The 24515-nt window shown below is 70.3% G+C and carries 12 protein-coding genes; 7 read left to right on the top strand and 5 right to left on the bottom strand.

Annotated elements, in window-relative coordinates:
* The first annotated feature begins 69 nt into the window (after window positions 1-69).
* Entirely contained in the window at window positions 70-1332 is a 1263-nt protein-coding gene (locus ACFXHE_RS30000; RefSeq protein ID WP_379387904.1) for an MFS transporter, read from the top strand.
* Here ACFXHE_RS30000 and ACFXHE_RS29995 read toward each other — a convergent pair.
* The 3 genes from ACFXHE_RS29995 to ACFXHE_RS29985 all read right to left on the bottom strand — a co-directional run bounded on the left by ACFXHE_RS29995 (window position 1305) and on the right by ACFXHE_RS29985 (window position 9765).
* A complete protein-coding gene (locus ACFXHE_RS29995; RefSeq protein ID WP_379387777.1) occupies window positions 1305-2696 on the bottom strand; it encodes an aminotransferase class I/II-fold pyridoxal phosphate-dependent enzyme in 1392 nt (463 codons plus the stop codon). The two genes, ACFXHE_RS30000 and ACFXHE_RS29995, sit on opposite strands and share 28 nt — an antisense overlap.
* On the bottom strand, window positions 2693-9031 hold the full coding sequence (locus tag ACFXHE_RS29990; protein ID WP_379387776.1) for an SDR family NAD(P)-dependent oxidoreductase: 6339 nt from the start codon (window positions 9029-9031) through the stop codon (window positions 2693-2695). Before ACFXHE_RS29990 ends, ACFXHE_RS29995 begins: the two co-directional genes overlap by 4 nt.
* Before the next feature lie 101 nt (window positions 9032-9132).
* A complete protein-coding gene (locus tag ACFXHE_RS29985) occupies window positions 9133-9765 on the bottom strand; it encodes a GNAT family N-acetyltransferase (RefSeq protein WP_379387775.1) in 633 nt (210 codons plus the stop codon).
* A gap of 283 nt (window positions 9766-10048) precedes the next feature.
* On the opposite strand from ACFXHE_RS29985, the gene ACFXHE_RS29980 reads away from it, so the two are divergent.
* Window positions 10049-11143: a TerD family protein gene (locus tag ACFXHE_RS29980; RefSeq protein ID WP_379387774.1), complete on the top strand. Its 1095-nt coding sequence runs from the start codon at window positions 10049-10051 to the stop codon at window positions 11141-11143.
* Window positions 11144-11320: 177 nt separating this feature from the next.
* Complete coding sequence (locus tag ACFXHE_RS29975) at window positions 11321-12661, top strand: hypothetical protein (protein ID WP_379387773.1); 1341 nt, start codon at window positions 11321-11323, stop codon at window positions 12659-12661.
* 70 nt (window positions 12662-12731) lie between these two features.
* Here the strand turns inward: ACFXHE_RS29975 and ACFXHE_RS29970 are convergent, their stop codons facing one another.
* Both ACFXHE_RS29970 and ACFXHE_RS29965 read right to left on the bottom strand, forming a co-directional pair.
* Window positions 12732-14075, bottom strand: coding sequence for a TerD family protein (locus tag ACFXHE_RS29970; protein ID WP_379387772.1), 1344 nt, complete (start codon window positions 14073-14075; stop codon window positions 12732-12734).
* A 56-nt stretch (window positions 14076-14131) separates the two neighbouring features.
* Window positions 14132-14839, bottom strand: a complete 708-nt coding sequence (locus tag ACFXHE_RS29965; protein WP_379387771.1) for a haloacid dehalogenase type II — start codon at window positions 14837-14839, stop codon at window positions 14132-14134.
* A gap of 65 nt (window positions 14840-14904) precedes the next feature.
* Here ACFXHE_RS29965 and ACFXHE_RS29960 point away from each other — a divergent pair, with 65 nt between their 5' ends.
* The 4 genes from ACFXHE_RS29960 (at window position 14905) to ACFXHE_RS29945 (ending at window position 24515) form a co-directional block, all read left to right on the top strand.
* The gene (locus ACFXHE_RS29960; RefSeq protein ID WP_379387770.1) at window positions 14905-15777 is read left to right on the top strand and encodes a class I SAM-dependent methyltransferase; all 873 of its coding nucleotides are present in this window, start codon (window positions 14905-14907) and stop codon (window positions 15775-15777) included.
* A 64-nt stretch (window positions 15778-15841) separates the two neighbouring features.
* Window positions 15842-17146, top strand: coding sequence for a DUF1800 domain-containing protein (locus ACFXHE_RS29955; RefSeq protein ID WP_379387769.1), 1305 nt, complete (start codon window positions 15842-15844; stop codon window positions 17144-17146).
* A gap of 13 nt (window positions 17147-17159) precedes the next feature.
* Entirely contained in the window at window positions 17160-18353 is a 1194-nt protein-coding gene (locus ACFXHE_RS29950) for a DUF1501 domain-containing protein (protein WP_379387768.1), read from the top strand.
* A gap of 117 nt (window positions 18354-18470) precedes the next feature.
* Window positions 18471-24515, top strand: a complete 6045-nt coding sequence (locus ACFXHE_RS29945) for an amino acid adenylation domain-containing protein (protein WP_379387767.1) — start codon at window positions 18471-18473, stop codon at window positions 24513-24515.

Raw genomic sequence — 24515 nt, 5'->3', positions numbered from 1 at the left:
TGGCAGTATCGAAAACCATCGCTTTTGTTGATCCATCGCCGCATCCACCATGGACTGGTGACTGATTCGATGACCGTGGCTCCCGCCCGGCCCGCGCCCGACACCGCGACAGCGCCCGGCGCGGCGCTGACCCGGACGACGGTGCTGGTGTTCGCGGTGACCGCGGGCTCCTCCGCGGCCGGCAACTACTATCTGCAACCCCTGCTGCACCAGGTCGCCGGGGATCTGAGCATCTCCACCGCGACGGCGGCCCTGCTGGTCAGCGCCGCGCAGATCGGCTATCTGTGCGGCCTGGCCCTGCTGGTGCCGCTGGGTGACTTCCTGCGCCGCCACCGCATGGTCCCGGTGCTGCTGCTGGCCTCGGTTGCGGCCCTGCTGGTTTCGGCCTGCGCGCCCAATTTCGCGGTGCTGTTCGCGGGGGTGGTGGCCACCGGTGTCGCGGCCTCGGCCGCGCAGGTGGTGGTGCCGTGGGCCTCGGCGCTGGCCGATCCGGCCCGGCGCGGGCAGGTGGTCGGCACGGTGATGAGCGGACTGCTGCTGGGAATCCTGTTGTCGCGGGTGCTGTCCGGGGCGGTGGCGCAGCTGGGCGGCTGGCGGGCGGTGCTGCTGGTGGCGGCCGGACTGCAGGTGGTCATGGCGGTGAGCGTGTACCTGCTCGCGCCCGCCACGCCGCGGGCGGCCACGGGCGAGAGCTACCCGCAGGTGCTGGCCTCGATCCTGGGTCTGATCCGCCGGCACGCGGTGCTGCGGCAGCGCATGATGCTGGGTTTCATCCTCATGGCCTGCTTCTCGGCGGTGTGGACGGCCATCGCGTTCCTGCTGTCCGGGTCGCACGGAAGTGATTACCACTACGGCGAATTCACCATCGGCCTGTTCGGTCTGGCGGGTGTGGTCGGGGCGCTGGGCGCGCCGGTGGTCGGGCGGATGGCCGATCGCGGGCACCTGCGCCGCGTCACCACGCTGACCTGGCTGGTGCTGCTGGCGAGCTGGGCGCTGATGGCCTGGGGCGGGCACAGCGTGGTCGCGTTGATCGCCGCGCTGGTGATCTTCGACTTCGGCATCCAGGGCGCGCATCTGACCAATCAGAGCGCCATCTACACCCTCGATCCGGCCGCGCGCAGCCGCCTGACGACCGCGTACATGGTCACCTACTTCCTGGGCGGTGTGGCCGGTTCGGTGACCGCCGGGGTGGCCTACGAGGCGGGCGGCTGGGCGCTGGTGTGCGAGATCGGTGTCGTCGCAACCATGCTGGGCCTGCTGCTGTGGGCGGTGTTCGCACTCCGCCCACAGCGCGCGGGGGTGCGTCAGCCCGTCATGTCGGCGGGCAGCTGACCGGACACGGCAATCGCCTCGGCGAGCAGGTCGGCCGTCGAGAGCAGTTGCTGCCGCGTGTGTTCCGAGGTGATGAAGAAGCGGAGCCGCTCCTTGCCCACCGGGACCGCCGGGGCCGAAATGGCCCCGGCGTACACGCCGTGCTGGAGCAGGTGGGCCGAGACGAATCCGGCCCGGATCTCGCCCGGCACGATCACCGGCAGGATCGGGGTGCCCTGGGAGTCACCGAGATTCAGCTCCCGCTCCCGCAGCGCGGCATCGAACAGGCGCGCGTTCTCCCACAGCCGGGTGACCCGCTCCGGCTCGGCCTCCAGCACCTCCAGCCCGGCCAGTGCCGCGGCGATGCCCGAGGGCACGGGCCCGCCGGTCAGCATGGCCACGCCGGGCGCGCTCGACTTCATCGCCCCGATGAGATCGGCGTCGGCGGCGATGAACCCGCCGACGCTGCCCAGCGCCTTGGACAGCGTGCCCATCCAGATGTCCACATCCGCGCCGGCCATGCCGTAGTGCTCGCGAATGCCGTGCCCGGTGGGTCCGAGGACGCCGAGCGAATGGGCCTCGTCCACCATGACCGCACAGTCGAATTCCCGTGCGACGGCGGCCAGTTCGGCAACGCGGCCGACGGTGCCGTCCATGGAGTAGTGGCCTTCGATGACCACCATCGCCCGGTCGAATCCGGAGCGCGACATCTTCAGCACCGACCGCAGCGAGTCCGGGTCATTGTGCCGGAAGTTGATCCGGCGGCAACCCGCCCACTGCGTGCCCGACACCACGCTGCCGTGAATCAGGCTGTCGCAGAAGGCCACATCGCCCTCGCGCAGCAGGAAGCCGATGACCCCGGCATTGGTGAGATAGCCGCTGGTGGTCACCATGGCGTCGCCCACGTCGTAGATCCCGGCCAGCCGCTGTTCGAGTTCGCCGTAGAGCGGGATCTCGCCGGAGACGATCCGGCTGGCCGACGCGGACGCGCCGTACTGGTCGAGCGCGTCCTTGGCGGCCCGCACCACCCGGGGGTGGCTGGACAACCCGAGGTAGTTGTAGGCGCTGAAGTTCACCAGGTCGGTGTCCAGGGCCCGGATCACGGTGTCGTTCGGGCTGGTTCGCGGCAGGAACACCGGGTTCGGCATCCCCGACTGCCCGTAGAGGGCGCCGATGGCGGCCCGCTTCACCACGGCCGCGGCGACATCGGGGTGATCGGCGAACTGACGGCCGGGACCGCGCGGGGTGCGCGCGGCCGCGATCCGGCCCGGCGGTGCGATCCCGGTGGACACCGGGTGCGGTGCCGCGGTGCCCGTGGCCGTCGTCTCCTTGATCCCGTTGCCCGCCAGGAGTTTCCGGGCCAGATCGCGTGCGGACTCGGTCATGCCGGCACCGCCTGGCCGGTTGCCGCCGCGTCGCCGCCGACCAGGAGTTCGGCCGCGCGGGCGCCCGCCTGCTGGAGGGTGAAGGACCGGCCGACCTTCATGGACATCAGGTCCACGCCGAGCGTCTTGCTCACCAGCGCACCGAATTCCACCGCCATCAGCGAGTCCAGGCCCAGTTCCGGCACCGGCACGGTCAGATCGATGGAGTCGGCGTCGACGCCCATGACCACCGCCAGCTGTTCGGCCAGCATGTGCGCCACCACGTCGGCGCGCTTCTGCTCGTCGAGCTCGCGCAGCGCCGCCACCAGATGCGACGCGGCCGAATTGTCCTCGACCGCGGCGGCGACGCGCTCGGCGGTGCGCCCGGTCATGGCGTACCAGGACACCGTGGCGGCCACCCGGGACCAGTCGATGGGAATGATGGACGCCTGGTGGTGGATGCCGAGTTCCAGTGCCTTCTCCAGGTATTCGGCGCCCTCCTCCATGCTGATCGGATCGAATCCGGCGGTGCGCAGGTAGCGGGACACGTACTCGTCCTCGGCCATTCCGCCGCCGGACATGTGGCCCCAGCCGACCGACAGCGCGGTGCCGCCCTGCCGCGCCACCACGTCCGCGGTGGCATCGAGCGCGAGATTGGCCGCGGTGTAGGCGTATTGGCCGATGCTGCCGAAAATGGCGCTGCCGGAGGAGAACAGCACGAACATGTCGAGCTCGGCCCCGGCGGCCTCGATGCCGCGCCGCAGCGCGATCACGCCCTCGGCCTTGGGCCGGTACACGGTGGCGAGGCTGTCCCGGCTCATATCGGGTACGCGCTTGTCGTCGAGGCTGCCCGCGGTGTGGAAGACGCCGCGCAGCGGGTGCTCGGCGGTGTGCGCCCGCGCGATCACCGCGGTCATGGCGTAGGCGTCGGTGACGTCCACCCGCTCCTCGACCACCTCGACGCCCTGTTCCTGCCAGAGTGCGAGCTGGGTCCGGGCGGCCTCGGTCCGCGGGCCGCCGCGCCCGAGCAGGGTGAGCCGCCGGGCGCCCAGCCCGACCAGCCACCGGCCCATGGCCAGGCCGAAGGCGCCGAAGCCGCCGGTGATCAGGTACTGCGCCGCCGGATCCACGGTGACCGCCGGAATCATCGGGCGCACCTGCGGCGCTTCGGATTCCAGGCTCACCGCGATGCGGCCGAAGTGCGCCGACCGGGCCACGTCCTCGAAGGCCTTGGCCACGTCGGCGGTGTCGTACAGCTCGTAGGGCAGGTACCGGTAGATCCCGGCGGCCAGCTTCTCGTGCACGCCCCGCACGAGTTCTCCGGTGGGCCTGCGCTTGAACGCGAGCATGCGGTCCAGGTCGAAGGAGTGGTAGGAGAGGTTCTTGTCGAAGTACCCCAGGTCGAGTACGCCGCCGGTGTAGATGTCGGCCTTGCCGATCTCCACGATGCGCCCGAACTCGGCCACCGCCTTGAAGTTCCGGCGCAGGATCTCCCCGGGCGCGGTGCTGATCACCACGTCCACGCCCCGGCCTTCGGTGAGGCCGAGGACGTCGTCGGCGAAGTTGAGCGAGCGGGAGTCCAGCGCGTGGTCCGCGCCCTGCGACAGGACGTAGGCCCGGCGCTCGTCACTGCCCGCGGTGCCGATCACGGTGGTCCCGTGCAGTTTCGCGATCTGCACCGCCGCCGAGCCGACGCCGCCCGCCGCGCCGTGCACCAGCACCACATCGCCGGCGCGCACCCGCGCCAGCTCCAGCAGCGAGTGCTCGGCGGTGGCGAAGGCCACGGTGCTCGTGCACCGGCCGACCTCGGTGCTGTCGGCGACCCGGGTGATCAGGTCCGCGTCGGTGGTGTGGAAGCGGGAGATCATGGCCTTGGAGGTCAGGAACACCCGATCGCCGACGGCCACATTGTCGACGTCCGCACCGACGCGGACGACGACGGCGTCGGCCTCCATGCCGGGTTCGGTGCCGTAGAAGGTGCCCGCCATCTCGCGCTCGCCGAGCACGCCGATGACCTTGAGCGGGTCCTTGTAGCCCAGGCCGATGGCCAGGATCCGCACCTCGACCTCGGTCGGCCCCGGGGCGCGCCGGTCGCAGCGCCGCCACGCGAGCCGGGACAGCACCCGCGACTTCGGCAGCTCCAGACGGAAATTCGCCTCCGGATCGGTGAGCGGTTCGGCCCGGTCCAGGGCTTCGAGCCGGTCGGGCAGGGTGGCCGCGACCACCGTCACCCAGCGCAGGCCGTTGCGCAGCACCACCTCGTCGGAATGGTCGTAGGTGAAGGCGCCCGCGATGGCGAGCTCGGCGGCCAGATCCGCCTCGGCCACCTCGGGATCCACGTCGATCAGCCGCCAGCGCAGCCGCGACTGCTCATTGAGCAGCACCCGGCGGGCGCCGGCCAGGGCGGCGTGGGCCGGGTCGGGCGCGGCATCCTCGTCCGGGTGCGCGAAGGCGCGCTCGGTGACCAGGGAGACGTGGATGGAACCGTCACCGGTCATGGGGATTTCGTCGCCGCGCTGCTGCAGCCAGTCCTCGAGGAAGCCCTCGATCGTCACCGCGATCCGGCGCAGCGTCCAGAGCGCGTCCAGGTCGGTGTATTCCGAACCCGCCACCAGGACGACGTGCGTGCGCTCGACGCCGCTCAGCGCCACGATCTGCTGAAGCCGTTCGCGCACCACGGCTTCCAGGTCCTCGCGGGTCGGATCGCCGACCGCGAGCACCTCACCGTGGGCCGTCGAGCCCGCGATGAAACCGGCGCGCGGACCGGCCTCGGTGGCGAGGTCGATGGCCAGGGTGTACGCCGTCTCTGGGGACGGCAGCGCGCTGGTGTCCACGGGTTCCCGCATGTCCCAGCGGCCTTCGTAGAAGTAGTCCGTGAGCCGTTGCAGCGCACCGCGATCCGGGTTGATGGCCCCCAGCCGCAGCCCGATGATCCGCATGACCACGTTCCGCTCGGCGTCGAGCAGGTCGTAGTCGCAGGTCAGATTGTCACCACTGTGCAGCCGCGCCACCACGGTCACCTGGTCGGGGATGGGCGCGAACACCCGCACCCCCTCCACCGCGACCGGAACCAGCGCGCCCCGTTCGGCATTCGGCGCGGCGGCGAGGACCGCGCCGAAGCACTGCACGGCCGCGTCGACGACGGCCGGATGGGCGAGGTGGCCGCTGTCGCGGGCGATGGCGCCGTCCAGGGTGGCGACCACGGTATTGCCGGACACCCGCAGCTCGGTGGCGCGGCGGAAGGCCGGGCCGTAGTCCAGGCCGCGTGCGGCGAAGGCGGTGTAGTAGGCGTCCGGGTCGATGGCGAGCATCTCCTCGAGCGCCGGCAGGTCGGCCTTGCTCGGCTCGTACACGCCCTCGACCAGCCGGCCGGTGGCATTGATGGTCCAGTTGATGCTCGCGGGCTCGCGGGAGCGAATCGTGAACCGCCGCGTGGATTCCTCCACGTGCAGCTCCACCACCGGCGCCATGCCCTCGTCCACCACCAGCGGCGCGAGGAAGCGGACATCCTCGACGGCCACCCGGGTGGACTCGGTGCGCAGCGCCGCCGCGCTCAGCGCCGCGTCCAGATAGGCCGCGCCGGGCAGGATCCGGGAGCCGCCCACCACATGGTCGGCCAGCCACGGCAGATCGCCCACGCTGAGCTGGATGCGCCAGGCCGTGGTCGGGTCCTCGAGCATCGGATCGCCGAGCATGCGGTAGCCGCCGGGGGTGCCGTACTTGAGCTGTTGCACGCCCAGCAGTTCGACGCGCAGCCGGGTGCGCTGCCACGGATAGCGCGGCAGGTCCACGTGCGGGGTGACGACGGTGCCGAAGAGGGCGTCGATGTCGAGCACGCCCGCGGTGTAGAGGCCCGCGACGGTCTGCCGGACGCTCTCGTCGTCGGCCTGCTTGCGATTGAGGGTGGCGACGGTGGTGCCGGTCTCGCCCGCCCCGATGAGGATCTCGCGAATGTTGGCTCCCAGCACCGGATGCGGGCCGACCTCCAGGAACACCCGACTGCCCGCGCCCACCAGCTCGGTGACGGCGTCGGCGAAGCGCACCGGCTGCCGCACATTGGCGCACCAGTACTCGGCATCCCAGTCGCCCGCGCCGACGCGGGTCCCGGTCACGGTGGACCACAGGGGAATTCGCGGATCGGCGAGCGCCAGATCGGCCAGCTCCGAGCGCAGCTCGTCGAGGATGGGATCCATCAGATAGCTGTGGTAGGGCACCTCGACCTGTAGTCGGCGCGCGAAAATGCCCTGCTCGGTGAGGGATTCGGCGATCTCGTCGAGCCGCTGCTCATTGCCGGCCAGGGTGACCGCGCTCGGGCTGTTGATCGCCGCGATGCTGACCAGCTCATCGCCCTCGATCAGCTCCAGGGCCGCGGCCTGCGGCAGGCCGATGGCCAGCATGCCGCCCGAACCGGCCGTGGTGGCCTGCAACCGCGCCCGGTGATAACTGACCAGCAGCGCGTCCCGCAGCGAGAGCATCCCGGTGACGTAGGCGGCCGACACCTCGCCGACACTGTGGCCGACCACGGCGGCGGGCCGGATCCCGAGCTCCTCGAGCAGCGCGACCAGCGCCACCTGGATCAGGAAGTTGGCGGGCTGGGCGACCGCCGTCGAGGTGACCCGCGATTCCTCCTCGGGCCGCAACAGTTCCTCGACGATGGACCAGCCCGAGATCTCCCGGAACACGGCGTCGATCCGCTCGGCCGCGGCGGCGAAAGTGCCACCGGCGGTGAGCAGTTGGCGGCCCATGGCCCACCACTGCGGTCCCATGCCGGTGAAGACGAAGACCGGCTCGGGCACCTTGCGGGTGATCACCTTGGCGGTGCGGCCCTCGCCATTGGCGAAGTCCACCAGCGCCCGCACCAGCTCGGCGTCGTCACCGAAGGTCAGGCCGGCGCGCACGGGGTGATGGTGGCGGCGCGTCCACGCCGCCTCGGCCAGCCGGGCGGGCTCGGCGCCCGCCGCGATGAGCTCGGCGAAGCCGCGTGCGAGGGCGCGAGCGGCCGTGTCGGTGCGGGCCGAAATCGGCAGTACGCCATGGTGTCCGGGCTCATGGGCGGGCGCCTCCGCCGGGATGTACTCCTGGAGGATGGCGTGCGCGTTGGTGCCGCCGTATCCGAAGCCGTTGACCGCGATGGTCATTCGCGTCTCCGGCGCGACCGGCTGGGCCTCCAGTTGCAGCGCCAGGCCGAGCTCCTCGAAGGGGATGTCGGGGTTGGGCTCGTCGAGCCAGCCCTGCGGGGCGATCGTGCGGTGGGTGATGGCCAGCGCCGACTTGATGACACTGGCGATGCCGGAGGCCGCCTCGGTGTGCCCGAGCTGCGCCTTCACCGAGCCCACGCCCAGCGGTCCGGTGCGCTCCGCGACCCGTCCGTAGGCGCGGCCGATGGCCCGCAGCTCGAGCGGATCGCCGACCGGCGTGCCGGTCCCGTGCGCCTCCACGTAGGTGACCTCGTGCGGCGCGATGCCCGCCCGCTCGGTCACCGACTTCGCCAGGGCCTCCTGCAGATCGGCATTGGGCACGGTGATGGCGGTGGTGCGCCCGTCCTGATTGGACCCGGTCGCCTTGACCACCGCGTAGATCCGGTCCCCGTCGCGCTCGGCGTCTTCGAGCCGCTTCAGGACCACCATGCCCGAGCCCTCGCCGCGCCCGTAGCCGTCCGCGCTCGCGTCGAAGGGCTTGCTGCGGCCGTCGGCGGCCAGGAAGCCGCCCTTGCACATGGACACGAACGTCTCGGGCTGCAGCATCAGGGTGACGCCGCCGGCCAGCGCCACGGTGCAGTCGCCGTTCTCCAGCGCCTGGCAGGCCAGGTGGAAGGCCACCAGCGACGACGAGCACGCGGTGTCCACCGTCAGGGCGGGGCCGATCATGTTGAGCGCGTACGCGATCCGGTTGGAGATCATGGTGTACGACGCGCCCGCCGGGGTGTGCATGTCCACCCAGGGCAGCGTCGCATTGGTCAGGGACGTGCCCATCTGGTCGAGGGTGAAGGCCCCGACGTAGACGCCGATCGGCGCACCCGAGACGCGACCGGCGATGCCCGCGTCGTCCAGTGCCTCCCAGGCGACCTCGAGCACCAGCCGCTGCTGGGGGTCCATGGCGGCGGCCTCGCGCGGTGAGATGCCGAAGAACTCGGGGTCGAAGGCCCACGGATCGCCGGTCATGAAGGCGGCGCGCTTGGTGTACATGCGCCCCGGCGTGCGCTTGTCCGGGTCGTAGAAGCGGCGGTAGTCCCACCGAGAGGACGGGATCTCCACGACCCCGTCGCCCTTGTTGATGATGAAGTCCCAGAACGATTCCGGTGAATCGATACCACCTGCGTAGCGGCACCCGATTCCGACAATGGCAATGGCAGACACTACGTCTCCTCGGCAAAACAGAAACGAACCTGGCGATCCCCCCCGAGGCAATGCGGAGCCGCCCGGGTCGTGATCCACGATCCGGGCGTCCGCTGCCGACGTCAGCCGGCGCTGACGCGCGTCGGCGGACGCAGCAGGAAGTTCATGTCCGGACCACTACTCCCGATTCGGGTCCGGCCGACCTGCTCGAAGTTGATCGTCTCGTAGTAGGCGACGTTCTCGTCCTTGCAGATTCCGCACAGCGCGCGTCCGTGCGCGTCGGATTCGGCGGTGAGCCGGGCCAGTAACGCGCGGCCCACACCCGCCCGCTGCGCCTGGGGTTCCGCGCCCAGATAGACCAGATAGTTGTGCGGTTCGGCGGGTGCGGTGCGGGCGATGGCGGCATCCACCTCGATGCCGCGCTTGGTCGCGCCGACGCCCATGGCCCACAGCAGCTGGGGGCCCGAAATCGCTTCCCGCCATGCCGGATTGCGGTAGCCGTCCGGAATCCACAGCGACACGCCGACGATCCGGTCGTCCACCTCCGCCACCAGCGCGGCATCGGCGGGCAGGTAGCGGTGTTTGATCAGAACGCGAAGCATGCCGGGCGCGCGCCGGCGGCGGACCACGGGATCGGGGAAGACGTAGTCCTCGATCGGATCGTCGGACTCGAAGGCCAGGGCGAGCACCCGGACCATGTCCTCGATGTCGGCTTCGGTGGCGCGGCGAACGACCGGTGCATCCGACTGAACCAAAACAGTCCCTTACATTTTCATGCCCGTCGGCGCCCGACCCCGATGACGGACAGTCTGCTGGTGTCCAGTGGTGCCTGCGTGTCCCCTACTGAACGGTAGCCCCGCAGGCTACTGTCGAGTAGGGTACTCGTAAGTTACTGATCATGCGACCGATTCGTGTTGTGGCATAAAACGATTCACCGGGGGATGGCCTGACGCTGTGACATGCCCTAAGGTTCGCGCGCGAAAAAGCGATATCGCTTCGTTTCGTCCGGGTGACCCATGGTTCCCATAAAGTGGGAGCGTGGCCGCACTTCTCACCCAAGGGCAGACCGGTGAACTGGGCGTCGCGGATATCACCGTGACGGTGCACTTCAGCGCGGGTATCGATCTGGCCGCGCTGCTTCTCACCGATCGGGGCGCCGTCCGAGACGACAACGACCTGATCTTCTACAGCCAACCCGCGGGCCCCGGCATCCAGCTGGTGCCCGGGCAGAACGCCGTCGCCGTCAGCCTGGCGTCGGTACCGCAGGGGGTGGCGCACATTCGCATCGTGGTCACCCTGGACGACCGCGACGGCCGCCTCGGCGACTATCCCGCACCGCACATCGGCATCGCCGACGAACGCGGAATCCCGTTGTACGAGTACGTGATCGACGGCCTCGGCAACGAGTCGACGGTGGCGGCGGTGGATCTGGACCGCGGCGCCGACGGCTGGTATGCCCGGGCGGTCGGCTTCGGCCATCCCGGCGGCTTCGCGGCACTGCTCGCCGATCACGGCGTGTCGATCAGTACCTCGCCGCAGCCGGCGCGCCCGGCCGCGCCCGTCATCGCGCCGGTGCTGCGGGTCGGCGACACCGTCGCGCTGCGGCGGCAGGGCGCCGACCTGAGCTTCGTCAAGATGGGGCTGGGCTGGGATCCCGTCCATGTGCAGCACAAGTGGGGTTCGCGCCCGGTCGAGATCGATCTGGACGCCTCGGCCCTGGTGTACGCCGGGCACGATCTGGTGGACGCGGCGTACTACGGCCAGCTGGTGACCAAGGACGGCGCCATCCGGCACTCCGGCGACAACCTCACCGGCGAGGGCAAGGGCGACGACGAGGTCATCACGGTCGACCTGACCCGGGTCGGCTCGCACGTCACCGCCATCGTCTTCGTCATCACCTCCTATGCGGGGCACACCTTCGAGCGGGTGCGCAATGCCTTCTGGCGCTTGATCGACGGCACCAACAGCGCCGAGCTCACCCGGTCCAACCTGAGCTCGGGCGGCCCGCACACCGGCATGGTGGTGGCGAAAGTGCACCGCGAGGACGGCATCTGGAAGGTGCAGGCGCTCGGTCACCCGATCCAGGCCGGACATCCGGTCGAGGCGGCGTCGCAGGTCGGTAAGTTCCTCTGAGTTCCGGACCTCGGCCGGCTCGCCCGGCCGAGTTTTCCGGCGAGTCGCCGGTGTGCCGCGGGTGAACAGGTTCATCCGGGTCCGGCCGGATCCGGATTCCGGCCATACTGTCGTAGTTTTCGTGGTTCCAATCTGTGCTGCTCTACCCCCTTCCATTGCTGAAACGAGGTAGCTCACATGTTGCGTACGTCACGACGGTTCGGAGTCACACCGAAATCCCTGCTGCTACTGGTCTTCCTGGCCATCGTCGGGCTCGTCATCACCGCCTGCACGGGCGCGCAGGGCAGTTCGGTTGCCGCGGGCACGCTGGACACCGGGTTCGGTGACGGCGGCAAGGTCACCACGGATCTAGGGTCGCAGGCCGATCACGCGAATGCCGTTGTGGTGCAGCCTGATGGCAAGATCGTCGTCGCCGGCAGCACCCAGGATCCGGCCCAGGGCGACAACTTCGCCGTGGTCCGCTACTCCGCGGACGGCAAGCTGGACAGCGCCTTCGGCAACGGTGGCAAGGTGGTCACCGACTTCGGCGGCAAATCGGATGTGGCGAGCGCGGTCGCGCTCCAGGCCGACGGCAAGATCGTCGCGGTGGGTACCAGCCACAGTACCGCCACCGGGGACAATATCGCCGTCGCCCGCTATTCCGCGGATGGCAAGCTGGACAATGGTTTCGGCGTCAACGGCCAGGTGAGCGCCGACCTGGGCACCGCGGCCGACCATGGCAATGCGGTGGCGGTGCAGGCCGACGGCAAGATCGTGGTGGCCGGCAGCACGCGGGACCAGGTGCAGGGCGACAACTTCGTGGTGCTGCGATATACGCAGGATGGCAAGCTGGACAGCGGATTCGGCACCGACGGCAAGGTATCGACCGATTTCGGTGGTAGGTCCGATATTGCGAAATCCGTTGTCGTGGAATCAGATGGCAAGATCGTGGTCGCCGGGACCAGCAGCGGCACCACCACCGGCGACAATATTGCCGTCGCGCGCTACACCTCCGACGGCAAGCCGGATCCCGGGTTCGGCGTCAACGGTCAGGTGAGCTCCGATCTGGGCACCGCCGCGGATCACGGCAATGCGGTGGCGGTGCAGTCCGACGGCAAGATCGTGGTGGTGGGCAGCACCAAGGATCCGGTGCAGGGCGACAACTTCCTGGTGGTGCGGTACACGCCGGATGGCAAGCCGGACAGCGGTTTCGGTGCCGATGGCAAGGCCACCACGGACTTCGGCGGCAAGTCCGATGTGGCGGCCGCGGTCGCGCTGGCCCACGACGGCACGATCATCGCGGTCGGCACCAGCAGCGGGACCGGCACCGGGGACAATATCGCGCTGGCCCGCTACACCTCCGACGGCAAGCCCGACAGCGGCTTCGGTGCGAACGGGAAGGTGAGCACCGACCTCGGGACGGCGGCCGATCACGGGAATGCCGTGGCGCTGCAGGCGAATGGCGGGATCGTGGTGGCAGGGACCACCAAGGATTCCGCGCAGGGCGACAACTTCGTGGTGCTGCGTTACGGCGCCTGATTCCCGGTTCGGTTCGGGGCGGGGGCGCGTCCAATCCGGGCGCGCCCCGTTTCCGGCGGGCGTTGTGCTCTCAGGAGACGGTGATGAACCGGCCCAGCTGCGGGACAGCCTCGCCCGGATGCTTGGCCTGGAAGCCCTCTCCGATGGCCTGCAGGGCCCACTCGCCGTTCGCGCGGAACACCTTGGCCATGGCGATCGCCGTGAACGGCATGCCACCCGCCAGCGCGTACCGGGCCAGCTCGGCCTGCGTGGTGTCGTCCACCAGCCGGCAGTAGGCATTGCTGACCTGCTCGAAGGTGTGGCCCTGATACGAGGTGACGATGAACAGCAGCGTGTTCACCTGGCGTGGCACCCGGCTCAGGTCGACCAGGATCACCTCGTCGTCCCCGGCAGCGCCCTCACCGGTCAGGTTGTCGCCCGAATGCCGGATGGAGCCGTCCTTGGACGTCAGCTGCCCGTAGTAGGCCACGTCCACCAGATGCCGGTCGGCGAACATGGCCACCCAGGCGTCCAGGTCGATGTTCACCGGTCGCCGCCCGAACAGACCGCCCTGCCGGGCGGGATCCCAGCCGAGCCCCATCCGAATCCGGGTCAGCGCGACACCGCCGTCCTTGCGCAGGGTGACGCGCTGGCCCTTGGACAGATTCACCGGTCGCCCGCGTGAGAGTCCGCCGTCACCGGCCGGCGGCGCGGGGTTCGGGGGCGGCGGGACCTGATACGCCGAATTCTGCTGGGGCTGAGCGGGATACGGTGAAGTCCGCGGTGGTTGAGTGCTATATGGCGAGTTCGGTGGCGGCTGAGTGGGATACGGCGAGTTCGGCGTGACATAGGTCGGCTCGGCCGGCGGCGGGTAGGCCGTGGGGGACGGCGGCGGGGGCGGGGGAGCGGTGCGGGTCTCGGCGGGCGGCGCTTCCTCGACGGTGACCCCGTGGTCGGTGACCAGGGCCGCGAAGCCGCCCGCATAGCCCTGGCCGACCGCGCGCACCTTCCAGTTGCCGTAGCGCCGGTACAGCTCGACCGCGATCACGATCGATTCGCTCTGCAGATCCTCGATCTCGTACTCGTACAGCGGGTTCCCGTGCTCATCGGAGACCAGCGCGATCGGCGGCGCGATGCGGCCGAAGGTGGACCCGGCCTCGTCGAGCGTGATCACCGCCCGGATCTGGGTGATGTCGGCGGGCACCTGGGTCAGCGCCACCGACAGTTCGGCGGGCTGCCCCGCCTCCCCGTTCCGCAGCCGCACCCCGGGCCCGGCCGGCTGGTTGTAGAACACGAAATCCGCGTCCGAGCGCACCTTCCCGTGCTCGGTCACCAGCAGCGCGGACAGCGCGGCGGCCGCCGCGACCCGGACGGAAACCACCACCTCCGGCGCGGTGAGCGGTCCGTTCTGACCCTTCACAAGCGTTGTGGACAAGGCCGATCCTCCCGTATCGAGACGCCCACTTGCCACTGTAGGAGACCGGGGTGCCCTCAGCAGCCGAGCTGATCGGCCAGGTCGAGGAAATCCACGGCATTGATATCGAATTCATCCGAAAACTCCGCATCGCCGAGCTCGGGATCGCCGTACTCCAGGGGGCGCGTGATGAACGCCGTCCGGAATCCGAGCTCGCCGGCCGCCCGGATGTCGTACTTGTGGCTGGCCACCATCATGATCTCGGCGGGTTCCAGCCCCAGATACCGCGCTGCGAGCCGGTAGGTCCGCGGATCCGGCTTGAACACCCCGGCCATCTCCGCTGCGAACACGGCATGCCACGGCAGCTCCCCGTGCCGCGAGATCTCCACCACGGCACTGACATCCGCATTCGACAGCGTCGCCAGCGTGAACCGTCCCCGCAACCGCCGCAGCCCCGCCACCGTATCCGGCCACGGGTCGAGCCGAGCCCAGGCCCGGGCCAGCTCCTCCCGCTGCGGCACCCCGATCGAGATCCCCCTCGCCTCGAGCAGCGGGTCGAGCGTCTTCCGGTACACCGAGGCCACGCTCACCCAGGGCCCCTGCTCCGGCCGCTGCGACGTCGCCGCGAAATACGCGGCCCGCCACTCGTTCACGAACGCGCCCCAGTCCTCTCCCGGCCGCTCACCCCCGAGCGTGGCCTCGGCCGCCCGCCGGATGGTCGAATGGAAATCGGTAGCGGTCCCCTGTACGTCGAACAACAGCGCCTTCGGGCTCAATACGTCCACAGCCGAAGACTAGGCGAGTTGTTTGTCATAGTTCCGACGGCCGGGGACGGTTCTAGGCTGAGCCCATGGAGACGGGTAGGGCGAGTAGGACGGCGTTGGCTACCGCGTATGCGCGGGCCCATCACCAGCTTTCGGGGGAGCCTCGGGTGTTCACCGATCCGCTGGCGGCGCGAATTCTGGGGATGACGGCGGATCGGATCGGGGATCTGGATACCGCGACCCTGGATCGGCCGGGCGGGAACGATCCGCGGCAGCGGGTGCGCCGGTATTTCCTGGCGGCGCGGGCTCGGTTCGCCGAGGAGGTGGTGGCCGCGGCGGTGGCCGACGGGACCACACAGGTGGTGATTCTGGGGGCGGGGCTGGATACGTTCGGGTATCGGAATCCGTATCCCGGTCTGCGGGTGTTCGAGGTCGACCATCCGGACACGCAGGAGTGGAAGCGTGAGATGCTCGCGCAGGCCGGGATCGAGATTCCGGAGTCGCTCACGTTCGTTCCGGTGGATTTCGAAACCGGCACGCTGGCAGGGGGATTGGCTGCCGCTGGCTTCGATCGGGAGCGGTCGGCGGTGTTCGTCTGGCTCGGTGTGGTCATGTATCTGACCCGGGTCGCCATCGAGGAGACCCTGCGGTTCATCGCGGGTCAGGGACAGCCGGTGCATGTCGTGCTCGACTACCTGAGCGCGGGGAACACGGACGAGGAGCGTGCGGCGGTACGGGCGCGGGCCGAGCGGATCGCGGCGTTGAACGAGCCGTGGCTGAGTTTCTTCGAACCCGAGGAGATCGAGAACCTGCTGCGCTCAGTGGGTTTCGATGCGGTCGAGTTGCGGGCGCTGTCGGGATTGTTCGAGGAGTACCTCGGCGAACCGCTGCCCGATCTGCCGCCGGGGTACAGTCGCGCGCCGCTGCTGCACGCGGTCCGCGGGCCGGTCGGGGACTGAAGATTGCCTGAAACTCCGCGCCCGGCACGCTGAGCGGGCGCGCGGGCGCTCGATACTGGGGGACATGGGCAAGTCTGCGGAGTGGATGCGTACCGCGCGGGTGCTGCGCCGGACCGGGTTCGGGGCGACCGGGCCCGAGATCGATGCGGTCCCGGATGTGGCGGGCTACCTGCGCGCCGCGCTGACCGCCGACCCCGAGGCCGATCCGGGTGCGCGGGCCACGCCCGTGCCGGAGCTGGTCCCGCCCGCGCCGGTCGGCAAGGGCGCGACGACCGAGGCCCGCAAGCAGTACCAGGCGCAGATCACCGGTCAGCTGGACACGCTGACCTGGTGGTGGCTGCGGCGCATGGCGGCCGTCCGGGTCCCGGTCCGGGAGAAGCTGACCCTGCTGTGGCACAACCACTTCGCCACCTCGGCCACCAAGGTGCGCAATGCCGCCGAGATGGCCGCGCAGAACCGGACGCTGCGGGCCGGGGGCGCGGGTGACTTCGCCGCGCTCGCCTACGCCATGCTCACCGATCCGGCCATGCTGCGCTGGCTCGACGGTGTCGCCAATACCGCGAAGGCGCCCAACGAGAACCTGTCCCGCGAGTTCATGGAGCTCTTCGCGCTCGGCCACGGCAATGGGTACACCGAGACCGATGTTCGCGAGGGCGCCCGGGCCCTGACCGGCTGGACCATCACCGGCGGTGCGGCCACCTTCGACGTCAAGCGTCATGACACCGGCGCGAAAACCATACTGGGCGTGACGGGTGCGCTGGACGCCCGGTCGTTCTGCGATGCCGTGCTCGCCCGCCCGGAGTCCCCGCGTTTCGTGGCCGGGCGACTGTGGCAGCAGCTGGCCTCCGACGATCCGCCCTCCGATGCCGCCCTGAACCGCCTCACCGCCGCCTACGGCCCCGGCCGGGACCTGTCCGCCCTGGTGACCGCCGTCTGCACCGATCCCGAATTCACCACTGCCCGCGACACTGTCGTCCACGGGCCGGTGGAATGGATGATCGCCGCCGTGCGGGCCTTCCAGATCCCGCTGACCGCGGACGCCGATGCCCGCGCCCTCGCCGGGACGCTGCGCAAACTCGGCCAGCTGCCCTTCTATCCACCCACCGTCGGCGGCTGGCCGCGCGGGCAGGGCTGGATGTCGAGTGCCGCCGCGCAGATACGGCTCACGGCGGCACTGGATCTGATGAAGCAGGCCGACCTGTCGCCGATCACGCGGGCGAGCCGGGGCGACCGCCTGGACGCCACCGCCTACCTGCTCGGCGTCGGCTCCTGGTCCGACCGCAGCGCCGCCGTGCTCGCGACCGCGGTCGATCAGCCGCCCCGGCTGGCCGCGCTCGCCATCAATACGCCCGAATACCTCACCAGCTGAAAGCCACACCACCATGCCGCAATTCAGTCGCAGACAGTTCCTGGTCGGCACCGGCGTGCTGGGCGCGCTCGGCGTGGCCGGCGCCTCCGCGATCACCTGGGACGAGCTGCAGCAGCGCGCCGTCACCACTCCGCTGGCCGCAGGCTCCGGAATCCTGGTGGTGCTCACCCTCTACGGCGGCAATGACGGCATCGGCACCGTGATTCCCTACGCGGACAACGCCTATCACGATGCCCGCCCCGAGCTGTCCTACCGCCCCGAGGAAGTCCTGCACCTGGACGACCAACTGGGCCTCAACCTGGCCTTGAAGGGCCTGTCCGGCCTGTGGCGCGACCGCACCCTCGCCATTGTGCGCGGGGTCGGGTATCCCGAACCCGACCACAGCCACTTCCGTTCCATGGACATCTGGCAGACGGCCTCACCCGACGAGCCGGTGCAGACCGGATGGATCGGCCGCTGGCTGGACGCGACCGGTGACGATCCGGTCCGCGCGGTCAATATCGGGCCCGTCCTGCCCCAGCTCGCCATGGGTGCGAAACACACTGCGGCAGCGCTGGATCCAGCGTCAGCGCCGCTGTCCGACGACCTGGCGGCGGCCCTGTCCGGCCTGGCCGCCGCCGACGCCTCCGACAGCCCGGCGCGGGCCCGGGTCTGTACCGGCTACCAGGCCGAACAGACTGTCCGGCAGACCTTTTCGTCCCTGAGGACGCTCGGGAAGACGGCCGCGAACCCTCTGACCGCCCAGCTGGACCTGGTCTCCCAGTGCGTCAAGGCCGGTGTGCCCACCCGCGTCTACTCGGTCAGCCTGGGCGGCTTCGACACCCACGCCGACGAACGGCACACCCAGGAGCAATTGCTGGGCCGCCTGGACGAGGCGGTCACCGCCTTCCTGAAGGACCTCTCCACGCATCCGCGCGGCCGCGATGTGGTGCTGATGGCCTACAGCGAGTTCGGCCGCCGGGTGGCCGCCAACGCTTCGCAGGGCACCGATCACGGCACCGCCGGACCCGTCTTCCTGGCCGGGGCGTCGGTGGCGGGCGGCTTCCACGGCGACGAGCCCAGCCTCACCGACCTCGACAATGGCGACCTGAAGGTGACCGTCGACTTCCGCGACGTCTATCACGAACTGCTGCACCGGGTCCTCGCCACCGACCCCACCCCGGTGGTCGGTTCCGGTCGCCGTGACCTCGGCCTGCTGTCCGCCTGACCGCGGCGTACCCGGAATGTCGGCCCCGCGACACCCGTAAGTGTTGCCGACCGGCCCGGAACGCGGTATTCAGTTCGCTCGTGTGGGAAGGCGAATCGAGGCTGAGAGTAGGAACCGGTGCGCGCCGATGTTTCTGCGGTGGGCCGGGCGAGAAACCCGCATGGCCGCCGCCACCCACGGATCCGACTGCTGCCCCAGCTGCTGGCCGCGGCGGCGGAGGGTAATCCGTCCGGGATCGCACTGCGCGCGGGCGCGCAGTCGCTGACCTATGCCGAGCTCGACGAGCGATCCACCCGCCTGGCCCGGGTGCTGGTGGCTCGGGGGCTGGGTCCGGGCGATCGGGTGGTGCTGGCGCTGCCGCGTTCGCCCGAGGCGGTGGTCGCGGTCTGGGCGGTGGCCAAATCGGGGGCGGCCTTCGTGCCGGTCGACCCCGGCTATCCGCCGGATCGGGTGGCGCACATGCTCGCCGACGCGGGCGCGCGTTGCGGGCTCACCCTGGCCGCACTCCGCGACCGGCTCGGCGCTGCCCTCGACTGGCTCGAACTCGACGCGCCCGACTGCGCCACGCTCGTGGCCGACGCCTCGGCGGAATCCTTGCACTTCACCGAACGCACCCGCCGCCTGCACGGCGGGGACATCGCGTATGTCATCTATACCTCCGGCTCGACCGGGGCCCCGAAAGGCGTGGCCGTCACGCATTCCGGCCTCGCCGGGCTCTGCGCCGAGCAGTCCCGCCGCTTCGCCGTCACCGCCGAGTCCCGCACCCTGCACTTCGCCTCCCCGAGCTTCGACGCCGCCGTGCTCGAACTGCTGCTGGCCGTCGGAGCCGGCGCGACCATGGTGCTCGCGCCCGCGGACTGCTACGGCGGTCGCGAACTCGCGGACCTGCTGCGCGCCGAGCGGGTGACGCACGCCTTCCTGACCCCGGCCGCCCTGGCGGGACTGGCGGCGAGCGGGCTGCCCGACCTGGCGGTGGTGATCGCGGGCGGCGAGGAGTGCCCGCCGGATCTGGTCGCACGCTGGTCGCCGGGACGGTCCTTCTTCAATCTCTACGGCCCGACCGAAACCACCGTCGCCGCGACCATCAGCGCTGCGCTGACCACCGCGGACACCGTCGATATCGGTGGACCGATCGCCGGGGTGACCGCGCTCGTCCTGGACGCCCGGCTCCGGCCGGTGCCGACGGCGGTGGCCGGCGAGCTGTACCTGGCCGGGCCGGGCCTGGCCCGCGGGTATCACGAGCGTCCCGGGCTGACCGCCGCCCGCTTCGTGGCGCACCCGAATGGCAAGGGGGAGCGCCTCTATCGGACCGGTGATGTGGTGCGCTGGATCAGCGGCCGTGCCGGTGTCCCGGTGCTGCAATATCTGGGCCGCAACGATTCGCAGGTGCAGCTCCGGGGCATTCGGGTGGAGCTCGACGAGATCGACGCGGTCCTGTCCGCACACGAATCCGTGGCCTTCGCAATCACTCTCGTGCGCCGCCTGCGCAGCGGGGCCGATGGTGTGGTGTCGTACGTGGTGCCCGCATCGGATGCGGTCGTGGATACCGCGAGCCTGGCCGAGTATGCGCGGCAACAGCTTCCACGTCACGCCGTCCCTGCCGCCCTCACCGTGATCGACGCCGTTCCGCTGACTCCGTCCGGCAAGCTGGATCGGGCCGCCCTGCCCGAGCCCACCGTCGCCGCGCGCCCGTACCGGCCGTCGTCGACCGCCACCGAGCGTGCCGTGGCCGCCGCCTTCACGGAACTGCTCGGGGTGGGCCGGATCGGCGCGGCCGACGACTTCTTCGAGCTCGGCGGAAACTCCCTGCTCGCCATCCGATTGGCCGGACGACTGAGTGCGGATCGGGGCACCCGGGTGCCCGTGCAGTTGATCTTCGAGCATTCGGCGGTGGCCGAGCTGGCGGCGGCCGTCGACGGGCTCGACGCCGGCGACCGGCCACCGCTGACGGTGCGGTCGCACCGCGCGACCCGGGCGCCGCTGTCGCCGGCACAGCAGCGCCTGTGGTTCCTGGCGCGCCTGGACCCGGGATCGGCGACCTACAACATACCGTTCGCACTGCGTCTGTCCGGCGAACTCGACACGGCGGCTCTGGAACTCGCCGTGCGTGATCTGCTCGACCGGCACGAGGCGCTGCGGACGAGCTATCCCGAGCACCACGGTACCGGCCATCAGGACATCCGGCCCGCCGCCGCTGTCCAGTGGGATCTGGCGCCGGTCGACATCGCGGAGTCCGAGGTACAGCCGCGGCTGATCGCGTTGGCGGGCATGGGATTCGACGTCATCGCCGAGATTCCGGTGCGTGTGCGGCTGTTCCGGATCGCCGACCACGAGCATGTGCTGGCCGTCGTGATCCACCACCTGTCCGCGGACGGCTTCTCCATGGTCCCGCTGACCCGCGACCTCATGACCGCCTATACCGCCCGCACCCGCGGCACGGCCCCAGATTGGCCGCCATTGCGCGTGCAGTACGCGGACTACGCGATCTGGCAGCGCGAATTGCTGGGCGTGGCATCGGATCCCGGCTCACTGCTGGCGACTCGACTGCGGTACTGGCGCGAGGCGCTGGCGGGCCTGCCCCCACTGCTGGACCTGCCCACCGATCGCCCGCGCCCGCCGGTGGCGTCGCATCGCGGTGCGGCCCAGCACTTCCGGGTGGATGCCACCCTGCACCGGGCGCTGGAGAAACTGGCCCGTGCGCGCGGCGTCTCGGTGTTCATGCTGCTGCACGCGGCGCTGGCGGTCGTGCTGGCCCGGCTTGCCGGGACCACGGATGTGGCGGTGGGTGCGCCGGTCGCGGGCCGCGGCGAACCCGAACTCGACGATGTGGTCGGCATGTTCGTCAATACCCTGGTCCTGCGCACCCGTATCGACCCGGGCGAGAGCTTCGCCCGCCTGCTCGACCGGGTGCGCGACACCGACCTGGCCGCCCTCGCCCATGCCGAACTGCCCTTCGAACGGCTGGTGGCCGATCTGGACCCGCCGCGCAGCCGGGCGCATCACCCGATGTTCCAGGTGGCTCTGTCCTTCCAGGAATTCGGCGCTCAGGTGCTGCGGCTGCCCGGTTTGACGGTCACCGCGGCCGATCTCGGTGAGACCTTCTCACCCGTCGATCTGCAACTGACCGTCGTCCCGCAGCGCGACGCCGAAGACGCTGCGGGACTGAACTGTTCGTGGCGGTATGCCGTCGATCTGTTCGACGATCCGACCATCGCCCGGCTCGGCCGGCGGCTGACCGGGCTGCTCGCCGCGGTCGCCGCCGACCCGGAGCGGGAGGTCGGGGACCTGCCGCTCACCGAGGCGGCCGAACTTGCGACCTTCGCGACGGCTGGGCCGAATCACGCAGTGCCACACAGGTTCATGTTCGACGCGTTCACGGACCAGGCCCGCCGAACACCCGACGCGATTGCGGTGACCGGAGACGGTGCCGCACTGACCTACCGTGAGCTCGCCGAGCGATCGAATCGGCTGGCACGCAAGTTGATCGGGCTGGGCGTCGGTCCCGGTGCCAGGGTCGGCGCGGCGCTGGATCCCGGCCCCGATCTGGTGGTATGCCTCTACGCCATCGTGCAGGCCGGTGGCGCGTTCATGCCGATCGACCCGGGCCAGCCCGCCGACCGGATCGAGGCCATGCTGGCCGCGGCCGCGCCGGTGTGCACGGTGACCGCCGATCTTCTGAATTCCGCTGAGCTGTTCGAGTTCTCCGCCGATCCGGTGACCGACGCCGACCGGTTGCGGCCGCTGCGTGGTCAGGATCTCGCCTATGTGATCTTTACCTCCGGATCCACCGGCCGCCCCAAGGCCGTCGGCGTCTCGCACGCCGCCCTCACCGGATACATCGCGTTCTTCACCGCCGAATACCAGCTGACCGAACGCGATACCTATCTCCAGTTGGTGCCCGCCACCTTCGACGCCTCGCTGATCGGTGCCACGGTCCCGCTTGCCGTGGGCGCGCACCTGGTGATCCCGTCGGGTCCGGGCCGCACCGATCCCGAGCACCTGGCCGATCTCATGGCACGCCACCGGGTGTCGGCCTTCCTCGCCGTGCCGTCTCTGCTGCGCGCGCTGCTGGACCATGCTCCAGCGGGAGCCTTCGCGGCACTGCGTGTGGTGTGGGCCGGTGGTGAAGCCCTGCCCGCCGAGCTGATCGCGCGCTTCACCGCCGCCGGACCGGCCCGGCTGCACAACCTGTACGGGCCCACCGAGGCCACCATCTCCGTGACCGGCGTCGAGGTCACGCACTTGGGCGACGCACCGGTGTCCATCGGTGCGCCACACTGGAATTCGCGCGCCTACGTCCTCGATTCCCGGCTGCACCCCGTGCCCGTGGGCACGCCCGGTGAGCTGTATGTCGCGGGTGCTCAACTCGCCCGCGGTTACCTCGGACAGGCCGGCACTACGGCGGATCACTTCGTAGCCGATCCCTTCACCACCGCAGGGGAGCGCATGTACCGGACCGGCGACCTGGTCCGGCGTACCCACTGCGGTGGCCTGGAATACCTGGGCCGTACGGATTTCCAGCTCACGCTGCGCGGCCTGCGCATCGAACCCGGTGAGGTGGAGGCCGCACTGCGCGCGCACCCCGCCGTCGCCGAGGCCGTTGTGGCGATCCGCCGGGACCGGCTGGTGGGATACCTGCGCACCGGCGAGGCCGACCCGGACCTCTCCGACGTGCTCGCGACGGCCCGAAAGCGGCTGCCCGGCTACATGATTCCCACCCAGCTGACCGTAGTTCAAGCCTTCCCCCTCGGACCGACGGGCAAACTGGACCGGTCCGCGCTGCCCGATCCCGAACTCTCGGTGCGGGAATACCGTGCGCCCGAGACACCCGAAGAACTGGCCATTGCGGATGTGCTCAGTGCGGAACTGGGCATCGATCGGGTCGGCCGCGAGGACGACTTCTTCGCCCTGGGTGGAAACTCCCTGTCCGCCATCAGGGTTCGCGCCGCTCTGGCCGACCGGCTCGGCCTTCCCGTGCCGCTCACTCACCTCTTCGCCCATCCACAGGTGCGGGAACTCGCCGCCGCGCTGCGGGCAGACTCGGCCCCGACCGGCGCAGAACCCGGCCCGTCGGCCGACATCTCGCTGGCTCCGGAGATCACCGCCGCGGGTCTCCCCGCGCCGCGCCCCGGCGAGCCCGCCGCCATTCTGCTCACCGGCGCAACAGGATTCCTCGGCGTCTTCCTGCTGCGGGAGCTGCTCGACCGAACCTCCGCCACCATCTACTGCCTGACACGTGCCCGCGATGCCTCCGCCGCACGCGACCGCATCTCCGCGAACGCCACCCGCTTCGGCATCGACATCTCCGCCGATGCCCATCGAATCGCCGCTGTCCCCGGCGATCTCGCCCGACCCTGGCTCGGCCTGACCCCGGCGGACTTCACCGAACTGACCCTGCGGATCGACGTGATCTACCACAATGCCGCGCTCGTCAACCACCTCGAGCCGTATGCCCGCATGCGCGACGCCAACGTCAGCGGAACGGTGGAGATCCTGCGGCTGGCCACCACGGGTCGCTGCAAGCCGGTCCACTACATCTCGACCGCCTCGGTCGCCGACGCCCCGCTCCCGCACGATCTGCCGGGCTACGTCGCTACGAAATGGGTTGCCGAACACCTCGTCCGGACCGCCGCCGACCGCGGCCTGCCCGCTCGGGTCTACCGTCCCGGCCTGATCACCGGCGATTCCCGCACCGGCGCCGCCGGCACCGACGACGCCTGGTGGACCATGCTGCGCGCCATGTTGGTCCTCGGCCTCGCACCCGAGCTGTCGGACGCCGAGGTCGCCATGCTGCCCGTCGACCAGGCGGCCGCGGCCGTCGTGGCCGCGGCAGCCGAGCCCTCGGGGCCCGGCACCGTCGGCTTGCTGCCCGGAAGGACCCTGTCCCTGAAGGCCATTCGCGACGAACTGCTGAGCCGGGGCTATCGGATCGACCTCGTCGACCCGGCCGAATTCGCGGCCGCACTGCTGACCGCGGCCGAACAACCCGGAGCCGATGACCTGCTGGTGCGGGCGGCCGCACTCACCGTCAACTATTCGGCCGAGGTGACCGGGGCACCGAGCGATCCGGACTCCGCCTGTCCCGGAGCCGACCGTGTCACCCTGAAGCGCTACCTCGACTACTACGTCGCCACCGGCTTCCTCCCACCGCCGCCGCTGTGA

The sequence above is a fragment of the Nocardia sp. NPDC059229 genome (assembly GCF_042754165.1).
Lineage (GTDB): Bacteria > Actinomycetota > Actinomycetes > Mycobacteriales > Mycobacteriaceae > Nocardia.
Note: the sequence above shows the minus strand (reverse complement) of the source record. Positions and strands in the feature narration are given on the sequence as shown.